Origin of the sequence: Ruminiclostridium sufflavum DSM 19573, from assembly GCF_003208175.1 — a bacterium.
Classification (GTDB): domain Bacteria; phylum Bacillota; class Clostridia; order Acetivibrionales; family DSM-1351; genus Ruminiclostridium; species Ruminiclostridium sufflavum.
In genome coordinates this window covers 41,247-62,748 of sequence record NZ_QKMR01000012.1, presented here as the reverse complement: position 1 = coordinate 62,748, position 21,502 = coordinate 41,247, and the positions used below count along the sequence as shown (strand labels likewise).

Here is a 21,502-nt window from a genome sequence, read left to right as displayed (position 1 = left end):
GAGTTCAATAAAAACGGCATAATTCAAAAATTAATTGCTTCTGAGAACAAGCCCTCTTTCAGCATCCACCGTAACAACAGAGCCTGACTTTAAGATTTTTGTGGCATTTTCCGCTCCCACTATTACAGGGATATCAAGAGCCAAGCCAACCGTAGCTGTATGGCTTGCATGGCCTCCCTCTTCAACCACTACCGCCGCCGCTCTCTTAATAACCGGAAGCATACTGTTGTCAGTAAAAGGTGCTACCAGTATATTACCGTCAACGAAGCTATCCACGGCATCCTTAGGCGTCAGTGCAACACTAAGCTCACCCGTTGCAGCCTGCTCACCTATTCCTATACCCTGTACCAATACCTTTCCCACTATATGAACCTTCAAGGTATTTGTCGTACCGCTTATTCCTGTGGGTACTCCGGCTGTAATTACCGCTAAATCTCCATTCTTTACCTGCCCTGACTCCAGTGCCTTTTCAATTCCTGTATCAAACATTTCATCCGTCGTATTGGCAGTCTTAACCATATACGGAATAACACCCCATGACAAATTCAACTGCCTCTGAACCTTCGGCTTTACAGTAGTTGCAATAATGGGACATGCAGGACGGAATCTGGCAATCATTCTGGCAGTATGCCCTGATTGTGTGACGGTTATAATGGCAGAAGCCTTCAAATCCATTGCGGTGGTACAGGTTGCATGACTTATTGCATTTGTTACACTGGTGCTTATTTCGGTCATTTCAGTATTAAACCTCTTCCAATAATCTACCGCACTTTCAGCCTTTTCAGCAATTTTACCCATTACCTCCAGTGCTTCAACAGGATATTTCCCTGAGGCTGTTTCTCCTGAAAGCATAACACCGCTTGTACCATCAAAAATTGCATTGGCAACGTCACTTGCCTCGGCACGGGTGGGTCTCGGATTTCTAATCATGGAATCCAGCATCTGTGTTGCCGTTATAACAGGCTTGCCGTTTTTAAAGCACTGCTGAATTATGTTTTTCTGCACTATGGGAACTTCCTCAACAGGAATCTCCACTCCCAAGTCTCCTCTGGCAACCATAATACCGTCCGATACCTTGAGTATCTCATCAAAATTTGTAATTCCCTCTCTGTTTTCAATTTTTGATACTATTAAGATATCGCTGCCGCTGTTCTTTTCAAGTATTTTCCTTATTTCCACAACATCAGCGGCTTTTCTGACAAAGGAAGCGGCAATTATATCAAAATCATTCTGAATTCCAAATTTTATGTCTTCTATATCCTGAGCAGTTAATGCAGGCAGCTTAATTTTAGCGCCGGGCACATTTATGCCTTTGTGATTTCCAACAGTTCCTCCATTAATAACAACACAATTTATATCCTTATTCTTTACGTCAACAACTTCAAGCTCTACCAGTCCGTCATCGATTAAAACCTTGCTTCCCCTTGAAACATCCTTGTACAGTTCCTTATATGAAATAGTACACTGAGCCTCATCACCGATAACCTCCTTGTTGACCAGAACAAAATCCGCACCCTCTTTCAGAGTAATCTTTCCATCCTTAAAGCTGCCTGTTCTTATTTCAGGTCCTTTGGTATCCAGCAGCAGTGGAATTGGTATTTGAAGTTCTTCTCTTATCCTTTTGAATAAATCTGCTCTTTTCTTATGTTCCTCGTGTGTTCCGTGAGAAAAGTTCATTCTCGCTACATTCATTCCGCCCAGCATCATTTTTCTGAGTATTGCTTCATTATCCGAAGCAGGACCCAGAGTACATATTATCTTTGTTTTCCTCATACAGCCTCCATAAATAATAACTATAGTCAAATGTATTTATACTAATCATATATTTTTGATATTTAAAAATCAGAAAAACCTAGTATAATTCATTTTTATAAAATTGTCCAATAAATTCTATACTAATGTTATCATTTTCAGCTTTATTATGCCACCAACAGCTTATATTTATTTTATTATTTATCTAAAGCTCCGATAAATTTCTCCATGACTGTCAGACAAGCTAAAATAAGCCCCTAAGACAATAAAAGCAATATTATCTTTTACTGGCCAGGGGCTTTGTCAATCAATGCCGTTTATCTCTGATTCATAGGCAAATACTGCTTGGCTCTTGAAATACTCTTATAGGCAGGTCTTATGATTTTCTGGTTACATATAACCTCTTCTATTCTGTGCGCACACCAGCCTACAACTCTTGCAACCGCAAACAAGGGGGTAAACAGCTCCGGCGGAATTCCTAATGCATCATATACAAAGCCTGAATAAAAATCCACGTTGGCACAAATATTTTTTGATGTACCCTTTTTCTGGCAGAAAACGTCAGGCCCTACTTTTTCAACCGCTTCATAAAATAAAAATTCCTTTTCCCTTCCCTTTTCTATAGCTATCTGATGGGCCTTTTCCTTTAGCAATACAGCTCTTGGATCTGACAGGGTATATACCGCATGGCCCAGTCCATAGATAAGCCCTGCTTTGTCAAAGGCCTGCTTATCCATAATTTTCGTCAGATAAGCCCTTATTTCTTCCTCGTCCGTCCAGTCAGAAACATTTTCCTTTATGTTTTCCAGCATATTCATTGCCTTTATATTTGCTCCGCCGTGCTTTGGCCCTTTAAGCGATCCTACAGCTGCTGAAATAGCCGAATAAGTATCTGTTTCCGTAGAAGAAACAACTCTGGCAGCAAAGGTAGAATTATTTCCTCCTCCATGCTCCGCATGAAGTACTAATGCCAAATCCAAAATTTCAGCCTCTGATTTTGTATATTTGTTGTCCGGCCTTATTAAATGCAAAATGTTTTCCGCAGTTGACAAATCAGGTCTGGGATTGTGTATGTACAGGCTCTTTCCTCCGTAATAGTGGGATTTCGCCTGATATCCATAAGCAACCATTGTAGGAAAGCGTGCAATTAACTCTATGCTTTGCCTTAAAAGGTTTTTAGAATCCACGCTGTCCGGACTGTCATCATACGAGTATGAGGCCAGTACGCTTCTTGCAAGCTTATTCATTATATCCGAGCTTGGCGCCTTAAGTATCATGTCCTCGGTAAATCCATCCGGAAGAGTCCGCAAATCACCCAGCAGCTCATTAAATTCATCAAGCTGCGCTTTATCCGGCAATATACCAAAAAGAAGCAAATAGCAAACCTCTTCAAACCCAAACCGGCCCTCCTGCTGGAAGCCTCTTACCAGATCAACCACATCTATGCCTCTGTATACAAGGCGTCCGTCATCTTCCTTTCTTTCTCCCTCATAAAGCACATACCCGTGAACCTCTCCGATTTCAGTAAGTCCCACCAATACTCCCGAGCCGTCACTGTTTCTCAAGCCTTTTTTTACGTTGTATTTGCTGAAGCTTTCAGGATCGATATAGTTTACCTTCTCGATAATGGTTATCATTTTATCAACATAATCATTCAATCTCTTATCCATAATTATAATCCCGCACCGCAACCTGTGCACAACCACATACAGTTACCGGTGCGAACTCAGTCCCCCCTTTTTTAATACAATGCCATTTACAAACTTGTTATTTTTTAAACAATCCCCGCTAAAGTTATATTGCAGCTAAAATTAATTATGTTTCCAAGCCCTCCGGCTAAAATACCGGCATGCTATTCTATCGTCTTTCAGGCTATTTACGCTATAAAACACACAGTTTGGTTTTTGAATTTGTTTTTGACTTTAATTTAATTGCTTCATTTTAATGAAATATCAGAAAGAGAATAATTCAAATTTCATTCTGCAACTCTTCTAATTGTATATTATTTAAAACAATATTGCAAGTTTTATTATTTTGAATTTCAAAACATATTCTATTCTTTTTCGCCATTATCCGCGCAATTATAGAAATAAAAATAACAAAAAACAGACAATCTCCGGCTTAATTTCATCCGTAATTGTCTGCTTATAAAGCTAACGCACATGGTATTCAATCTCTGGAAGAAGAATTGGCTTTTTCTGAGCACAATTAAGTCTTGTCCGATTGCTATTCCTTACCGCAGCATTTTTTGTATTTTTTCCCGCTTCCGCACGGACATGGCTCATTTCTTCCAACCTTGCTGCTGACTGCCATTTTAGAAATCCTGAATTCCTTCGTGATGCTCTTTCTTGTATCCTCTGAAAGAATATCGTTCCACTCGGTTAAGTTGTACAGCCAATCAGCCTTGGCATCCAGCATATTAAAATACAATTTTTCATAATCTATCTCAATATCCAGCTCAGTAGTATCCTCCAAGCTTTCTAAATCAACCTCTTCCGTCAAGCTGGTATTAATTCCGTCCAGAAAGCCCGTAAATGTAACTGTATCCATATTAAAAGAACCTGCCAGTTCCGAAAGTGTACCTTTTAGTGTCTTGCGGTTGTTAGCCAGTATATCGGCATAATTATCTTTTTCTTTTAAAAAGTATTCCTTCCAGAAAGCCTCATTTTCTTGTGGAGTTCTATCCTTCTCTGCTATTTCGCTCCACTTTTCATATAGTGTCATAACAATTACTCCTTTTCCTTTTCTTTTAAAATCCTTAGCTATTATATCACAAACAATTTTATCATTCACTATTAATTTATTATTTAATCATATAGCGTTCTTAATTAATATATATCTGTTTAATCACAGCTGAAAGCCTGAACTGCCATTGACTTTTGTTTAACCCTTGATAAGTTATCTGCATATATTGCAGTAGAGTCTAAATAATGAAATTTGAATGTGGTGGTGAAAAAATGTTATACAACAGCTTTTACGGTCAGGATGAAATGACGGATTCAAGGCAAATGCCGGGAGTTTCCTATATCAGAATATTTCATGCTGCCCCGGGCGCACCTGAAGTAGATGTTTATGCAAATGGAAAACAAGTTGCAAAAAGATTGGTCTATGGCCAGTTTACCGATTATATGTCAGTAAGTGCCGGCATGTATACTATAGAGGCATTCCCGGTAGGCTTAAAGGATTCTCCTGTTTTATCCGTACGCATTCCCATATTGGAAAAAAAAGTATATACCTTAGCGGTTATAGGTATACTCCCAAGAATAGGAATATTGCCTGTTGAAGATGAATATCAGGCTTTGTCGCCCAACAGGGTAAATATACGGTTTATAAACCTGTCACCGAACGCTCCTGCTTTAGATCTGGCTCTAAGATCAGGTATGCGTCTGTTTACTGATATCGGCTATACAGAGGCCAGCCAATACATGTCTCTTCTTCCCGGAAACTACAATATGGTTGTCAAGCCAACCGAAGTCGATACTGCCGTAGTAAATTTACCCAATGTACGTTTACTGCCGAAAAGAAATCTGACCTTCTATGTGCTTGGAATGTTCGGACAGCAGCCCTCCTCACTTGAGGTATATATTCCTATGGATGGCACAACATATCTGAGGGACTGAGCTACAGCAATAAATTAAAAAGCCGCAATATACATCAAAAGGTGTACAATGCGGCTTTCTTAATTTTAAAGTAGTTCTATGCCGTTCTTCAAGCATTCCTGTATCATTTCATCATCCCAAACAGAGGACTGAACTTCTCCTATATGAGCCTTTCTTAATAAGAACATGCATATTCTTGATTGTCCGATTCCTCCGCCGATTGTGTAAGGAAGCTCTTTATCAATTATATCCTTATGGAACTTGAAGTTCCTTCTTTCCTCGCAATCAGCCTTTTTGAGCTGGGAAACAAGTGAATCCTCATCAACTCTGATACCCATGGAGGATACCTCATAAGCTATATCAAGAACGGGATAGTAGAAAACAATATCTCCGTTTAATTCCCAATCATCATAATCAGGTGCCCTTCCGTCGTGCTTAATACCGGACTTCAGCATATCTCCGATTTTCATAATGAAAAAAGCCTTCTTTTCTCTGGCCAAGGCATTTTCTCTTTCCTTAGGGCTCAATTCAGGATACTTGTCCTCTAACTCCTGAGTAGTAATAAAGAAAATATCCTCCGGCAAAATTTTCTGCAGCTGAGGGTACAAGCCTGCCAAATAATCCTCAGTTTTCTTGAAAACAGAAAAAATCTTTTTTACGATACCCTTTAAAGTTTCTTCGGTTCTTTCGCTTTTTTCGAGTATTCTTTCCCAATCCCATTGATCAACATATATAGAATGCAGATTATCCATGTCCTCGTCTCTTCTGATAGCATTCATATCAGTATAAAGGCCCTCTCCAGATGAAAAACCGTAACGCTTAAGAGCCATTCTCTTCCACTTGGCAAGCGAATGTACAACCTCAACCTCAGCTCCGCCTATACCTTTAACATCAAAAGAAACCGGTCTTTCCACACCATTAAGATTATCATTTAATCCGGTCTCAGGCCTTACAAATAAAGGTGCTGAAACTCTGGTCAGATTTAATTCCTTCGCAAGCTCATTTTCAAAAAAGTCCTTGGTTTGCTTGATAGCAACTTCTGTCATACGAATATTCAGACTGGATTTATATCCCTCCGGTCTTAAAAGGTCACTCATAATATGCCTCCCCACTGCATTTCCCATGAAATTGTTCAATTAACAGTTTTTAAATTATTAAGGTTATTTTAAAACATTGTACCACAAAATAAATAAGATGCACTATAAAAATCTAAAAAATTTTGATTTTTGTAGTGCATCTATTGTATAAGAATCTGCAATAGCCTGTTTATTTAATTATAGCTTACCGCATTTCATCAAAGGTTTTTTTAACCTCCAGCAGGAATTGCTCTGTATTTACAGTTTTCTTGTCTTTAAGCTCTGATAGCATTGCAAGGTCTTTTGTCATTATACCGTTCTCAATTGTAAGGATAGAAGCCTTGTCCATCTTGTCTGCATATTCAACAAGCTCCGGTATTCCGTCAAGCTCCCCTCTCTTGCGAAGTGCCCCCGTCCACGCAAACAAGGTGGCCATAGAATTCGTTGATGTTTCTTTTCCTTCCAGATGCTGATAATAATGTCTCTGCACAGTTCCATGAGCAGCTTCATACTCATAAAAGCCCTCAGGTGAAACCAGAACCGAGGTCATCATTGCGAGGCTTCCAAATGCGGTAGCTACCATGTCGGACATAACATCTCCGTCATAGTTCTTGCATGCCCATATAAAGCCTCCCTCTGACCTTACAACACGTGCGACCGCATCATCTATCAATGTATAGAAATACTCGATGCCCGCCTCTTTAAACTTGGAAGTATACTCATTATCGTATATCTCCTGAAAAATATCCTTGAATCTATGGTCATACTGCTTTGAAATAGTATCCTTTGTTGCAAACCATATATCCTGCTTCTGATCCAATGCATAGTTAAAGCAGGATCTTGCAAAGCTTTCTATTGATTTGTCTATGTTATGCTGACCCTGAATAATTCCGGGGCCCTTGAAGTCAAATATTGTATGACGGGTTTCTTCCCCCTTCTCGTTTGTAAATACCAATTCAGCCTTGCCTGCTTCAGGCACACGATATTCCACATTCTTATATACATCTCCGTAGGCATGTCTGGCAATTGTTATAGGCTTAGCCCATGTCTTAACAAAGGGCTTGATGCTTTCAACAAGTATCGGTGCACGAAAAACAGTACCATCCAATATGGCTCTTATTGTTCCGTTTGGGCTCTTCCACATCTGGGTCAGGCTATATTCCTTGACTCTTTCCGCATTAGGGGTAATTGTAGCACATTTAACAGCTACTCCATACTTTTTTGTTGCTGTCGCAGAATCAATCGTAACCTGATCACCGGTTTTTTCTCTGTATTCCAGTCCCAGATCATAATATTCGGCTTTTAAATCGATATATGGAAGTATTAAAATATCCTTTATCATCTTCCATATTATTCTGGTCATTTCATCTCCATCCATCTCAACGAGCGGAGTTTTCATATTAATCTTTGCCATATACATACTCCTTTATAATAAATTAATTTACTTATTTGATATTATTTTCACACACTTTAATATAGCATATCCATACAGGGTATGTAAACTTGAATTTACTAAATATTATAATTTATAAAAAAATACGGCAGCCTGTTTCAAAGGAGCCGTATTGCTTGTAAAGTCAGATTTAAGCACTGCCTCAAGCCCTGTATTATATTGTATATTTTTTCAATTCAGTCTTATACATATCCAGCAAGCCCTCCAGCATTTGGATATTCTGAACTAAATCCTTGATTTTATCCGAGTATTCCGTTACGTTAGAGCTCATTTCCTCTGAGGACGCGGAATTCTCCTCGGCAATTGCCGCCAGAGAATGCATATTTTCATTAATACCTGACAGCTTTTGCGTTTCGTCAGACAGCTGTGCAACCAGATCGGCAATTAAATTGGCTACAACTACAATCTGCCGGGTCGAGTTTCTGTTGCCGTTTAAAACATCCTCAAGGGTTTTGTTGCTCTCTTCCAACTGGGCAAATTGTTCATTTATCTTTTCGATAAACTCAGAAACCTTTCCCGTAAAAAGTACCAAGCTGTTATTAATTACATTCACCGCCGACTTGGAATTTTCCGCAAGCTTCCGTATTTCATCGGCAACCACGGCAAACCCTTTTCCGGCATCGCCTGCCCTTGCAGCTTCAATTGCGGCATTAAGCGCCAGAAGGTTTGTTTGGTCTGCAACATCGGCAACGGTAGTAACTATGTCCAATATCTCGTTAACCTGATTCGACAGCTGCTGGCCGTTATTATTTACCTGCTCGAAATTATTTCTTACATCCAGAAGCATATTGGCTACCTTTTCGGCATGTTCAAAGGAATTTTCAATCTCTTTCACCGCTCCTTCAAGATTTATTTTTCCTTTAGTCTGCTCTGAAGTAATTCTGTTAATCTCCTCAATATTTGAATTTAAAACATATACGGATTTCTCTGTTTCCTCGGCCTGATGAACAGCACCGTTCGCCACCTCATAAACCAGACTGGAAATTCCGTCCGAAACAAATTCCATTTTAGATGCAATTTCCGAAAATGAGGAGGTAAATGAATACATGTCATCACTTCCGCCCTTTAGGAAAAGAAAATCCTTTGTCATTTTATCCTTAAGAATATTTATTTTACCGGCAATTCTTTCAATTTCATCCCCGCTTCTTATAACAACCTTATCCGAAAAGTCAAAATTAATCAGCTTGTCCAGTTCCTTTTCAAGATAACTCATAGGCTTATGGGATATAATAGCCGCCGCCAAAGACAGTATAAATATTATCAGAAAACTGATACCATATTTAATAACTCCCTGTCCCGGAAAAACAACCGCCAAGGCCGCTGCCGAAACAACCGCAGGAAGTACGCTTGTTTTCAGCGGGAGGGGCTTCATAAAGCCTAATGACAATATTCGGCTGAGAACAAATTTCTTTGCCTTCCTGCTTTTCTTATCAAAGGTTATTTTAACACGCAGAAACTTGTCCTCTCCGTCAGTTCCGCGCTCAAGCTCGCTGTATGTAAGCTTTTCGCCAAAAAAGGCGGCGCTTCCTTCCAATAAGCCTATAAAATAGTCATACATCCCGCGTCTTGAAGCATATCTGATTTCGATTTCATTTGCAGACAGCTCCTTTGCTATCAGTCTGGGAGGCTTCGCACCGGGAATCATTTTAGTCAGCTGTGTATGTACATGATCCATCATCATTAAAAAGCCTTTAAGACTGGCTCTTTCAAAAAACGAAGGAAACCATTTTGAAAAAGAAACTATATTGCTTTGTCCAATCTCTCTCCATACCTCTTCCACAGGCTTCCCTACCAATTTAGCGGCAGAATTGATAATCGAAAAAATCAAAGGATCCTCAATATTTTCCTTTGGATTAATAATTCTGCTTTCAGGCCAGCAATTGTTCTTGAGGGCTTTTTCAACAATTTCCTGTCCATATAACGTTTCCATGCTTTTAAGCCAATTAGTTACTACCGTTCCCTTCATGACCTTCCTCCTCAGCTATATAAAAATTATGTTATTCATAAATACACTGAAAATTAATTACAAGCTACTAATATTATACCGTAATTATCAACACGTTTCGTAAATATTCCAAAAATATATTTTGAAATACTTACGAAACTGCAAGCTTCACTATCCGCATACCCGAAAAAATATATTGCGTATTGAATTTTCAATTAGTAAAATTCACCTAATTATATATACCCATAATTTTCAAATGTAAACCTATAATTTCAACAAAATTTTTCTCTACATATACACTTCTATTCTGTGGGTTCTTCCATCGTCAATAAGCTCGATTGTATCTGTTTTTGCTGTCCTTTCATCTATTTTTATCCGGCTTATACCTGTATTCTTATTATCGGAATTTATTATTCTGATATCATAAACCGCTTCACCGTATATATACCTGACTGAGTACTCCTTCATTTTTTTTGGAATGCATGGAGCAAGCTTCAAATAATTACCCTGCTTTTTTATTCCCAGAATATGCTCTATTCCTATTCTGTACATCCAGCCTGCGGCACCGGTATACCATGTCCAGCCCCCTCTGCCCTCATTGGGATGAACAGCATATACGTCAGCAGCCATGACATAAGGCTCAACCTTGTATTTCATTCGCTCCATGTCAGTTCTTGTATGGTTTATCGGATTTACCATATTGTAAAGCTCCCACGCCTGTTCCCCGTTTCCAAGTCTGCAATATGCATATATTACCCATGTAGCCGCATGAGTATATTGTCCTCCGTTTTCTCTCACACCGGGAAGATATCCCTTGATGTAGCCGGGATTTAAAACGCTGTCACAGAAGGGAGGTGTTAACAGCTTTATTATACCGTTTTTTCTGTCAATAAGGTACTTCTCAAGGGCACTCATAGACTCTTCCACTCTGCTTGACCTTGCGGCAGCCGATATTGCAGCCCATGATTGTGAAAGGGAGTCTATTTTCCCTTCATCATTGGAAATGGAGCCCAGTGGATTGCCGTCATCAAAATAAGCCCTCCTGTACCAGCTTCCATCCCAAGCCTCCTTCTCAATTGCCTCTATTATTTTTGCCGCATGGGTCTTATACAGGTTTGCTTTTTCGGCATCTCCCATATGAATGCATACGGGGATTATCTTCTGAAGTACACAATACAAAAACCAGCCCAGCCAGACACTTTCGCCCTTTCCCTGCGCTCCGATAAGATTCATGCCGTCATTCCAGTCTCCTCCGCCCATCAACGGAATACCGTGAGCTCCAAAAACGAGACTCTTATCAACTGCCTTAATACAGTGTTCATATACAGTTCCCTTTATCTCAGATACCGAAGGGACTTCATATCTTTCATGCTCATTTTCCTTCAAAGCTTCAGACTGCAAATAGCTTTCACTGATATTTAAAATTTTATAGTCCCCTGTGGCATTTAAATAATCACAAGTCACATAGGGCAGCCAAAGCAAATCATCGGAATATCTTGTTCTGATTCCGTTTGCTTTCTGTTCATGCCACCAATGCTGCACATCCCCTTCTACAAACTGATGCCTGCAGTGAAGCAATATCTGATTTTTTGTAAGCTCAGGCAGCGTATATACAACCGACATCACATCCTGCAGCTGATCACGAAAGCCTACTGCTCCTCCTGCCTGATAAAAGCCTGTTCTTGCAAATATTCTCGAGGACAGCACCTGATACTGCAGCCATCCATTCAGCAAAACATTGAAGGATGTGTCGGGAGTGCTGACCTGTATCTGCTTAAGCCTTTGGTTCCAATCTTCCCTGACTCTCTTAAATTCCTCCTGAGCATAATTTATATTTCTGTATTTTTTTATGATTTCCCCGGCATTTTCTTTTTTCTCCTGTCCAAACAGAAAAACTACCTGCTTAAGCTCTCCCGGCAAAATGCTCAGGCATGTTTTTGTAACGGCACAGGGATCATAGCCTGCGCCCACATTTCCATTCAAGGGGTTTCTCATCCCCGAAGGCTCTGACAAATCCATGCTCTCACCAATAAACTCAAGCCTCTGCCCCGTATAGGTTATATTTTCCTCAGAGCAGGACAAAAATGCTGTCAAACCTCTGAAATCAGCGCTGTATACATTTTCGGCAAATATTGATTTTATTCCGGAATCAAAGCTTGTAATAATATACGGAGCAGTCTGGCTGGCTTCAACACCCAATACAGGCCTCAAATAATATGCAATATCCAAGGTTATTTTTTTTTCGGTAATATTTTTTAGCTTTACAATTGTTATTTTGACCGGATTATGGGCTGCGGCGAACTGAAGCTGCTCCTGCTCAAGTCCGTGACTCTTATGGAGATAGCAGGTATATCCAAACCCGTGTCTGATAACATACGGTGGGCGCTCTCTTACAGGTGAAGGAGTACAGGTCCATATCCTATCCGTTGCCGTATCACGGAAATATATTATCTCAGACGGCACATCCAGAACAGGATCATTTACCCATGCTGTAAGCTTGTTCTGACTGCTGTTCCTGTGCCATGTGTAGCCTCCCCCCGATTCAGTGCAAATAAATCCGAATATATCATTTGCAATTATATTCACCCATGGTGCCGGAGTATTTTGCCCCGGTTTGAGACAAATTACATATTCATTCCCGTCATTTGAAAAACCGCCTATGCCGTTAAAAAACAACAATTTTTCAGTTATGCTTGAAATAAACTCATCATCCTCTATAGCATCCCTGTTGCCTTCATTATCATTTTCAATATACTCTCCCCTTTTCTTCTCCTTACCGGAGCCGGGCTCAAATGACTGCAAGGCCTCCTGCTTTTTATCCGGCTCAGACTGCCGGCTGTTTTCCATTTCCGAAAGCTTTGCAGCCGGTGGGAAGGCCTGTGTATTTTCATATAAATTCCTGCCTGATATCCTGTCATAAATTTCATCGTGAGTTCTGTCCTCAGAGTCAATTAAAGAAGCCTGCATTTCTTCCTTATCCAGCAAATGGGCAATACCTTTGTCCGCATCAATTGTCAGCCTTGCACAGGCAAGCAGCAGATTAAGCTGTTCCTGCTTCATCTGCCTGACACTTCTGATAAAAATACCACCCTTCCTGTCAATATGCTCATATGAACGGCCGGAAACAGCCATATCATTGACCATTTCAAATATTGGACGGTTATATGCCTCTTCCTCGGAAATCAAAATAACCAGATCAAATACTATCCCCTTGAGCCTATAGTAATCATGAAGCTTCAAAGCCCACTGTACCTCTTCAAAGCTGTCCCTGTCCTGAATTTTTATTAATACTACCGGCACATCGCCTGATATTCCTAAAGGCCAGAGCTCCGGCTGACTGAGCGTGTTATTCTGAATATATTCCGACTGCTCCCTTCTGTCAATTCCATACAGCATTCCGGGAAGCAATCTCAGGTATGCTCTCTCATCAACTGCACTCACATTAAGGAAACCTGCTTCTACGATACTTCTGGTCCATGCCATTTCAACAACTCTTTCGGCAGCCAGGGTATCGCAGTATTTTTCCAGCATGCACACTGCATTTTCCCTTGTATCGCAGGTACCGATGCTGAAGTTAACTACCGCACTTGCTCCGGGCTCAATACAAACTCTGATTCTCAGACTGAAAACAGGATCCAATACAGAGCCCGCAGAGTTTGACAAGGGCTGATCCGGCTCCATTGCCGCAGGTGCGGCAAGAGTCCTGTTTCTTCCTGTAAAGTTCATGCGGTTTGTTTCATACTCCACCTTTCCCTGCACCTTTCCGTCAACGGAAACAGTATGATATCCCCAAGCAGTCTGTTTAACATCATCCCTTCTTCTCCTGACAGCCAAAAGACCGTTATATTCATCAATATATTCAGTCTTTACAAACAGCTTGCTGAAGGCAGGATGAGCGGCATCTGCCTCAGGCTGTGAAAGTACGATTTCCATGTAGCTTGTCAGCTCAACCACTCTTTGTGAGGTGCTGTGGTTAAAAATAGTCACCTTTCTTATTTCTGTATTATCCTCGGTGCTTATCAGCACCTCCGTATTGGTTTCAATGTTTCCTTCCCTGCGGATATATTCGGCTTTATGGGGTGCAAAAATAACCTTGTATGCCTCGGGTTCCGTGTTTATCGGGCTATAGGAGACTGACCAGTACTCGTTTGAATTTACATTCCTGATATATATAAAGGCTCCGCTGCTTTGCATATAATCATTAACCCATCTGTATACAGCCATAGAATTGCATCTGCCGTATCCCGAGCCCTTATCGGTAAGAACGGCAGTGTAGCTTCCGTTAGTGAGCACATGCATGTTTGGAATCACTCCCGGAGTTTTATAGCTTCTTATAACTATTTCCTCATTATCAGCCTGCTTATGCGCCGCAAACAATGGCTGTTCCTTGTGCTCCTTCGAAATAACCACTCCCGCCGGGAATTTCTCTTGCAATAATACATCAACAGATTCAATCTGAGGATTTACATGGAATCTTTTCTGCATGATATTATTTTTGAAAAAATTTACCAAGGCCAGCATACTCATTCCCTGATGGTGAACCATATAACTTTTTACAACAGCACATTCCTGCCTGTCCTTCAGCCTGGATTCAGTGAAATCCACTGCCTCATATAGTCCGAACTGACCTTCCGCTCCCAAGCTCCTCAGTCTTTCAATATTTTTTGCGCACTCTGCCGGTTCGATATCGATAGCCATTATTGTTGCATACGGCGCAACAACCAAATCATTTATCAAGCCTCTTTTCAAGCCTAATCCCGGCACTCCGAAGGCCCTGTACTGATAATTCAGCGCAATATCAAAGGCATAAAAGCAGGATTCTGATATACCCCACGGTATGTTTCTGCTCATGCCGTATTTTATCTGGGCATTCACCGCAAATTTATAGGTTTTTTCTATCAGTGTATTTGAATAGCTCTTTATAAGCAATCTTGGCATCAGGTATTCAAACATTGTCCCCGTCCATGATGCAAGGCCGGTACTCCCGTCAACATTCACAAGCTTCCTTCCAAGCTTGAACCAGTGCTGCTTTCCGATCTCGCCCTTTGCTATTGCAATCAGGCTGGTCTGCCTTGCCTCGGAAGCAAACAAATCATAATAGGACTTGACCGTATGCCCCTCCTCCGCATTAAAGCCTATGGAAAACAGACCTCTTCCCTCATCAAACAAGCCTTTAAACTGCATATTATCTATCAATGCCTGAATTCTGCCTATAAGCCTGTCCAGCCGGGGTTTTTTATCAGGAATCCCTTCCAAATTGCCGAATATTTCTCCGCCGTATTTTCCCAGCATTGCATGGTACATATCGACCTGACACACCAGTTTTCCAACCCAATAGCCTGTTTTACGACTGGTCACAAGCTCGTTAAGTGCTTCGGAAACCACTTGAAAAAGCGCCCTGATCCTTTGTTCAATACCTGCCTGTTCCCCTGCCCCTGCATTGCCTGCTGTTCCGGCTGCCTCACCTTTTACATTCATGGTTTTGGCATCTGCGGCTGAATTAGCACCGCTGTCTGCACAAACCACATTTTTGATACCCTCAAGGTCAAAGTATGGCTTATCCTTGTCTATTTCAAAATTACACAGCTCTAATAAGTCAATAATTCCTTCCGGCACTGACTCATCATATACAGGTTTATGACCGTATTCCTCCAGTCCCTCCTTCAGAACCATCAGATACCCCGCAAAATTTCCGCTGTCAACTGTTGAAATAAATTTAGGGTGCAATATCTCAAAGCTTGCTGTATTGTACCAATTATAAAGATGTCCGTTCCACTTTTCCAATTTTTCCACGGTATTAATGGTATTCTCTATTCTATCCAGCAAATCCAGAGTATTTATATAGCCCATATCTCTTGCAGCCAGATTGGACACTAATAACAGCCCTATATTTGTGGGAGAAGTCCTGTGAGCTGTTCCCTTATACGGCTCAACCTGATAATTATCGGCTGGGAGAAAATTTTCATGCCTTCCTGCAAATTCATCAAAATAGCACCATGTTTTTCTTGCAAGCAGCCTGAATTCCTTCAAGCTGCTTATTCTAAGCCCATTATCACCGCTTTTGCCGGCCGACGGCTTACTGATATTGTAAGCAATCCAAGGCGCCAAGGCCCATATAATAAAAGCCGCAAGTCCAAACCAAATATATCCTGCCCGCATAAACAAGCCAAGAATAAAAACTGTCGCTCCAAATACAGGTGAAAACCACATTCTCCTGTAATAGCTGCCCGGATCATTTTTCAGTGCCAATTCCATATCTGCCGCAGTCACCCATTCAAGAAGATCCTTTTTTGTAACGAGTACTCTTGCAAGAGTTTTTGAAACTGCATTTATCATAAGGAATGCCTGATATGGAGCAAAAGTCAGCAGCAAGCCTATTTGTACAAGTATTCCTTTAAAGCCTGCCAAAACAACGGCTCTTCTCTTTGTAATATAAATTCTGTAGTCACCTGCAAAAATCAAGTGTACAAAATAGCTGACAACAGGTGAGCATAAAGCAACAAGGCACAGACACATAAAGGCAATTCCGCCGCTTTTAATAAATGCCATACTCAGCAGCAGAATAATAATTATTGACGGATACAGCATACTTCTTCTCAGGTTGTCAAACAGCTTCCATTTTGACAGCCTGTTAATGGGAACCTTTCCAAATATCCAGTGCAGCAGCTGCCAATCCCCTCTTGTCCATCTATGCAGTCTCATCATGTATGAGTTATATTTGGACGGATACCCGTCTATAAGCTCAATATCAGTAACAAGCCCTGTTCTCAGATAGCTGCCCTCCAGCAAATCGTGGCTGAGAATTGTATTTTCAGGAAAGGCCTTGTCCAATGCCTTTTGAAAGATATCGACCTCATAAATCCCTTTCCCTGTAAAAATACCCTCTCCGAAGGTATCCTGATATACATCGGAAACAGTCGTGGTATATGGATCTATGCCTCCCTGACCTGCAAATACCCTTGTGAAAAAGGATACATTCGCACTCTGGATGTCAACATTCACTCTAGGCTGAAGTATTCCATAGCCTTCTGTCACAATGCCTCTTCCCTCATCAAAAACCGCCCTGTTCAAAGGGTGTGAAATCGTACCCACCAGCTGCTTTGCCGTTTCAACCGGCAATTGCGTGTCCGCATCCAGCGTTATGACATATTTGATATCAGGGAGGTCACTTATATCGATACTGTTATGGATATAGCTGGTACTGCTGTCTCCTCGCAGCATTCTGTTAAACTCAATTATTGCTCCCCTTTTTCTTTCCCAGCCAAGCCATTTATTCTGCTTTTGGCTGAACCTTCTTTCACGGCAGAAGAAAAAGAAAATCGGCCTGCCGTTTTCCGCATATTTTATGTTAAGCTCATTAACTCTTTTTTTAGCGGCTTCAACAATTGCAGCATCCTCAGGCAATTTGTCTTTTTCGCTGTCCTTGAAATCCCCTACTAAAGAGAAGTAAATATTACCGCATTTGTTTGCTAAATAGGCAACCTCTAAATTATTAATCAAATCAAGGGTTCTTTTAACATTGGGGACAAGGGTAGGTACTATTACCATCGCAGACAGCTCCTGAGGTATACCGTTTTTCAGTTCCAGCTTTGGAAGCACCGCAGGCTTAACCAGACGCCCCAGCAGGCTGTTGACAATTGATATAACTATTTCTCCGGCAGGTATCAAGCCAACCGCAGCTGTAAGGATTATAACTGCCGCAGCAGGAGCTGCCTCTCTTTTTATGCTGTATAGCATTGGAATAATGGCAATAACAGCTGAAAGTATTGCAATTGCTGAAATATATATGTTTACAGAATAGGTTTTATTTATCTCTGTATTCTTTATTTCCTTTTTTGATTTTAGATTCAAGGCATCAATAAGGGCTCTCTGCCCTTTCCCTACAAGATAATATCCAACATGAGCAGCCGGAGCTGCCTTGCCGTTTGCATCGAAGGCTTCCTTTGCAAATTCATGGCTGATTCTTGCAGCATTTATCTCCGTAGTCCCGTATTTGTCAGCCAGCTTTACGATTGTATTCCTGTACAGGTTTCTCGAATTGAAATCCATTTTGGAATATACCTCGCAGGGGTCCTGCTTTAAAATCCTCTCCACCTCGCTCAGCTCTTCAAAAAGCACTGTGCTGTCAAGACCTGATAAGGCTCTGAGACTATTTATCACATTTCCTATTGACACTTGAGTAACCGCCTGATTCAAATGGTCTATTGAAATAAAGCTGTCCGTCGTTGTGCTTTTCTGAGCAAGCAGGTTATCTATACAGCTTATCATCCAAAGGGTTTTAGAACCCTTTTTTCTTAATTTTTTAATCAGGTATTCAACAAAAGCAGGAGTTATGTCATCCAATTCCTCAATATATGAATTAACTGTTTGACAACTGTCCTCGGCTTTATTGCAATCAATGACAATATCCAGTATTTGCTCGGCTCTGTACCAATCATTACGGGTGGCATTCATTTTTTCGCACACAACCCACAGCTTTTCTATCAAAGCAGCCTTTACCATCAAGGTAAGCATCCATAGCTCTTGTATAGACAAAAAATTATATTTCTGATATGCGGTTATAAAATCCTTTATAATTTTATCACTTGCATTGCCGTCAATATGTGATACAATCTCAACGGCTATTGTGTATATTCTCGGAAAGCCAGTATAGATGCCCTCATTTATTACCGGCAGCGCTTGCCTGATTTCACTTAGCTCTCTTACAATATGACCTTTCTGTTCCTCAATAATATAGAAATTATCAAGCAGCCACTCTGCTGCCGGAGGAACTGAAAATCCGGCTGAAGTATCTTCGTTGAACCTTTTATATGTTAAAAATATATCCTGAAACTTTGTCTCAATCCTTTTAGTTATCCTTTTCATGGCATGCCTGCGTTTTTCTGTGTCCTGAGCCTTTGCCAGATTTTCGGCATGCTTCTCAAGCTCGTCAACAGAAAGCACAACATCCTCTATCTGAAACTCAAAGGTCTGTAATCTTTTAATCCATATTATTAAACAGGTCAAGGCTGCCGCCATAAATATTATTAGAAATAAATATATATTCATATATGTATTCACCATTTTATATTAAGATTTTTAAAACTGAAAATACTGAACAACAATAAATAGCTTGCCCAAATTATTTAATGTTTAGTACAGATTTTTATTTTTTTATATAATCTTTTATATATACATCTATGTCGCTTTTTGTTATAATTAATCGAATAAGAGAGGATACTATGTAAATATGTTTTTTTTATACAGCAGCTCTTTTATGAAACAATACTTCTACATATAGTCAGAAAGTCAATCACTATCGGATTAAGAACAGATTATACCGGGCGGCAGTCTGGGTCTGAGGCTTGAACCGTACTTGACTTTAGTCAGTCATTGACTTTAGTCAGTCAAAATACCATTTAGGAGATGAGTGCTTTGGAATTGGAAATTATACAAATGCATTTAAGAAAAGTCAATAAGGTAATGACATGTATTCTGTTATTGTTTGCTGTAATTATTCTCTATTTCACCTTTTTATCAAAAGAGCTTTATTTAATCGTACTTGCAGTGACCTTTTCACTCGCAGCAGCTTTTGCGGGCTTATCCGTTTATAGGAAGGCCTTCAGCCTTATAACGGCATATGTTGTAACGCTGTCCATGTGTGCTGCAATAACCTTTCTTATTTTAAAATCCGGTTCAGTTTATTTAATATTTCTTCCAATCAGTATTGCCGCCTTGTATTTAAACAAAAAGCTTTTTATAGTAGGCGGCCTTTTTATGAATATAGGCTACATTGCCGATTTAGCCTTGTTTAAAACAATCGGGGCGGATTTTTCAACACTGTTTTTTATTGATTTAAATATACTGGTATTGTTTTTCATAACAAAGTGGGGAAGCAAAATTATAAAAATATTAGCCGATGAAAGCATAAAATCAAAAAATACCCTGACAGAGCTGAAAAACACACTGGCTTCAATAAAATCAAATACAGCAACCTTAAATTTAGATATATCCAACTGTAAAGCTAATCTGCATACGGTTAAAGAAACAAGCAGCGGAATTAAGAGCACTGTGCAGGAAATATCAAAGGGAACTATCGAACAAGCAGAGAATATAAGCCATATAAGTCAGATGATGAATTCTGCCAACACAAAGGTTAAAAAGACTCAGGAGCTTTCTAAGCTGTTAGGGAATACCTCCTTGAAATCCAGCCGGGTTGTTGCGGAAAGCTCCGAAAGAATTAAAAGAATGGAAATACAAATGCAAATTATCAGCAATGCTGTTAATGAATCGGTTATTACAGTCCGTGAGCTTCGGCTGAACATGGGCGAAATAGACAGCTTTCTTTCAAGCATCAGCGCAATATCGGAGCAAACCAATCTGCTGGCACTTAATGCCGCAATTGAATCGGCAAGAGCCGGCGAGTCAGGAAGGGGCTTTGCGGTGGTGGCTGACGAGGTTCGTAAGCTTGCGGAGCAGAGTGCGAATACCGTAAAGCATATAAATCAAATTATCGGGCAGATAAATATCAGAACAACCGGTGTTCTGGATAAGGTGCAAAGCGGAGACATTGCCGTAAAAGAAGGCGAAGCAATTGTTAATCAGGTCAATGAGAGCTTTCTCAATATTCAATCCTCTTTTAAAGAAATAGACGGTTATATAGCCAATGAATTGCAAATGATTGACACCACCACTTCGATTATTGCAGACATAAGCGAGAAAGCAGACAGTATGGCAGGAATTTCAGAAGAGCACTCCGCCGCCACCGAGGAAATGCTTGCTTCTATGGAAGAACAAAACGAAAGCATTGAAAGCACTTATACCTTTATACACGATATAAGCCAAGCCAGCCTGAGTCTTCAAAATATGGTTGAAAAGCATTCAAAGCATGGTGATTAGGGCGTTCAGATAAAGTCGGAGGGGAGTGTATTTTGCGTAAAACAGCGTATTTGCTGTTCTCCAAGGATACACAAGCGACAGTTTTTACAAAAAATCGTCCCCTCTCATAAGTGTCAGACCGCATAACCTTTAATACAGCTGTTTTTATATACTGGATAGTGTAAAATAACGATGTGGTAAAAAGCGTTTTAAAAAAGTTTGGGCTGTATTAGGTTCACTTTATTTATTTTATGTCTACTGTATACAAAACAGAAAAAAGGACGGTCATCATAGATGACCGCCTGTACAAAACTTTATGTAATTATAGCTTTTACTATGGGAGTCCAATTACCCTCTTGCTCATATAACTCCACCATTTTTTTACTGAATTCACTTACTGAAACATCAAGTGTATCAACCTCATCGCCTTCTTCAACATTAAGAAATAATTTAATACTCTTGATAGCTTTGTTCATTAGCATTTCAGTGAAAAAATTTTGTATTCTTTCCATTCTAGCCACTAGACTTTCTCCTGTATCTACCCTATTTTCTGCAACTAATACCTCTATCCCATCACCTACAAAAAGACAGTGTGCATTAACATCAAGTGGGTCGTCAGTTAATTCAAATGGAATTTTACCTTCAAGATTTCCTATATTTCTTAAAATATGAGGTTCTACATTACCTCCGAGTTTTAAGCCAATTTTGTGTTCAGTGGCTATTATTGTTGCCACAAAAGCCAATTCCACTTTCTCTTGAATTGAAAAGTCTGAATTATATAGTTGAAATATTCCCCATGCCTTTATACTCACATTATCAT

The 21,502-nt window shown here is 40.1% G+C and carries 10 protein-coding genes; 2 read left to right on the top strand and 8 right to left on the bottom strand.

Annotated features, from left to right (window positions below):
• Positions 1-30: 30 nt before the first annotated feature.
• From pyk to LY28_RS10835, 3 genes are all read right to left on the bottom strand, one after another.
• A complete protein-coding gene (pyk, locus tag LY28_RS10845) occupies positions 31-1,773 on the bottom strand; it encodes a pyruvate kinase (protein WP_110462214.1) in 1,743 nt (580 codons plus the stop codon).
• A gap of 296 nt (positions 1,774-2,069) precedes the next feature.
• On the bottom strand, positions 2,070-3,422 hold the full coding sequence (locus LY28_RS10840) for a citrate/2-methylcitrate synthase (RefSeq protein ID WP_110462213.1): 1,353 nt from the start codon (positions 3,420-3,422) through the stop codon (positions 2,070-2,072).
• Between the two features lie 556 nt (positions 3,423-3,978).
• The gene (locus LY28_RS10835; protein ID WP_110462212.1) at positions 3,979-4,476 is read right to left on the bottom strand and encodes an SEC-C metal-binding domain-containing protein; all 498 of its coding nucleotides are present in this window, start codon (positions 4,474-4,476) and stop codon (positions 3,979-3,981) included.
• Between the two features lie 233 nt (positions 4,477-4,709).
• Between LY28_RS10835 and LY28_RS10830 the strand changes: the two genes are divergently transcribed.
• Positions 4,710-5,372 (top strand): DUF4397 domain-containing protein, encoded by a 663-nt coding sequence (locus tag LY28_RS10830; protein ID WP_110462286.1) that lies wholly within the window; start codon positions 4,710-4,712, stop codon positions 5,370-5,372.
• A 65-nt stretch (positions 5,373-5,437) separates the two neighbouring features.
• On the opposite strand, the gene asnA is transcribed toward LY28_RS10830, so the two are convergent.
• The 4 genes from asnA to LY28_RS10810 all read right to left on the bottom strand — a co-directional run bounded on the left by asnA (position 5,438) and on the right by LY28_RS10810 (position 18,873).
• Entirely contained in the window at positions 5,438-6,448 is a 1,011-nt protein-coding gene (gene asnA / locus LY28_RS10825) for an aspartate--ammonia ligase (protein WP_110462211.1), read from the bottom strand.
• A 184-nt stretch (positions 6,449-6,632) separates the two neighbouring features.
• Entirely contained in the window at positions 6,633-7,841 is a 1,209-nt protein-coding gene (locus LY28_RS10820; protein ID WP_110462210.1) for an NADP-dependent isocitrate dehydrogenase, read from the bottom strand.
• A 193-nt stretch (positions 7,842-8,034) separates the two neighbouring features.
• Positions 8,035-9,846, bottom strand: coding sequence for a heme NO-binding domain-containing protein (locus LY28_RS10815; protein ID WP_110462209.1), 1,812 nt, complete (start codon positions 9,844-9,846; stop codon positions 8,035-8,037).
• A gap of 267 nt (positions 9,847-10,113) precedes the next feature.
• Positions 10,114-18,873 (bottom strand): glycoside hydrolase family 94 protein, encoded by an 8,760-nt coding sequence (locus tag LY28_RS10810; protein WP_110462208.1) that lies wholly within the window; start codon positions 18,871-18,873, stop codon positions 10,114-10,116.
• A gap of 366 nt (positions 18,874-19,239) precedes the next feature.
• Here LY28_RS10810 and LY28_RS10805 point away from each other — a divergent pair, with 366 nt between their 5' ends.
• The gene (locus LY28_RS10805; protein WP_165835548.1) at positions 19,240-20,703 is read left to right on the top strand and encodes a methyl-accepting chemotaxis protein; all 1,464 of its coding nucleotides are present in this window, start codon (positions 19,240-19,242) and stop codon (positions 20,701-20,703) included.
• Between the two features lie 293 nt (positions 20,704-20,996).
• Here LY28_RS10805 and LY28_RS10800 read toward each other — a convergent pair whose 3' ends face one another.
• Positions 20,997-21,494 (bottom strand): hypothetical protein, encoded by a 498-nt coding sequence (locus LY28_RS10800; RefSeq protein WP_110462206.1) that lies wholly within the window; start codon positions 21,492-21,494, stop codon positions 20,997-20,999.
• Between the last annotated feature and the right edge of the window lie 8 nt (positions 21,495-21,502).

Coding starts and splice junctions, on each gene's coding strand:
- LY28_RS10810 (WP_110462208.1), bottom strand. CDS start 18,873: ATGAATATATATTTATTTCTAATAATATTTATGGCGGCAGCCTTGACC.
- LY28_RS10815 (WP_110462209.1), bottom strand. CDS start 9,846: ATGAAGGGAACGGTAGTAACTAATTGGCTTAAAAGCATGGAAACGTTA.
- LY28_RS10835 (WP_110462212.1), bottom strand. CDS start 4,476: ATGACACTATATGAAAAGTGGAGCGAAATAGCAGAGAAGGATAGAACT.
- LY28_RS10840 (WP_110462213.1), bottom strand. CDS start 3,422: ATGGATAAGAGATTGAATGATTATGTTGATAAAATGATAACCATTATC.
- asnA (WP_110462211.1), bottom strand. CDS start 6,448: ATGAGTGACCTTTTAAGACCGGAGGGATATAAATCCAGTCTGAATATT.
- pyk (WP_110462214.1), bottom strand. CDS start 1,773: ATGAGGAAAACAAAGATAATATGTACTCTGGGTCCTGCTTCGGATAAT.
- LY28_RS10820 (WP_110462210.1), bottom strand. CDS start 7,841: ATGGCAAAGATTAATATGAAAACTCCGCTCGTTGAGATGGATGGAGAT.
- LY28_RS10830 (WP_110462286.1), top strand. CDS start 4,710: ATGTTATACAACAGCTTTTACGGTCAGGATGAAATGACGGATTCAAGG.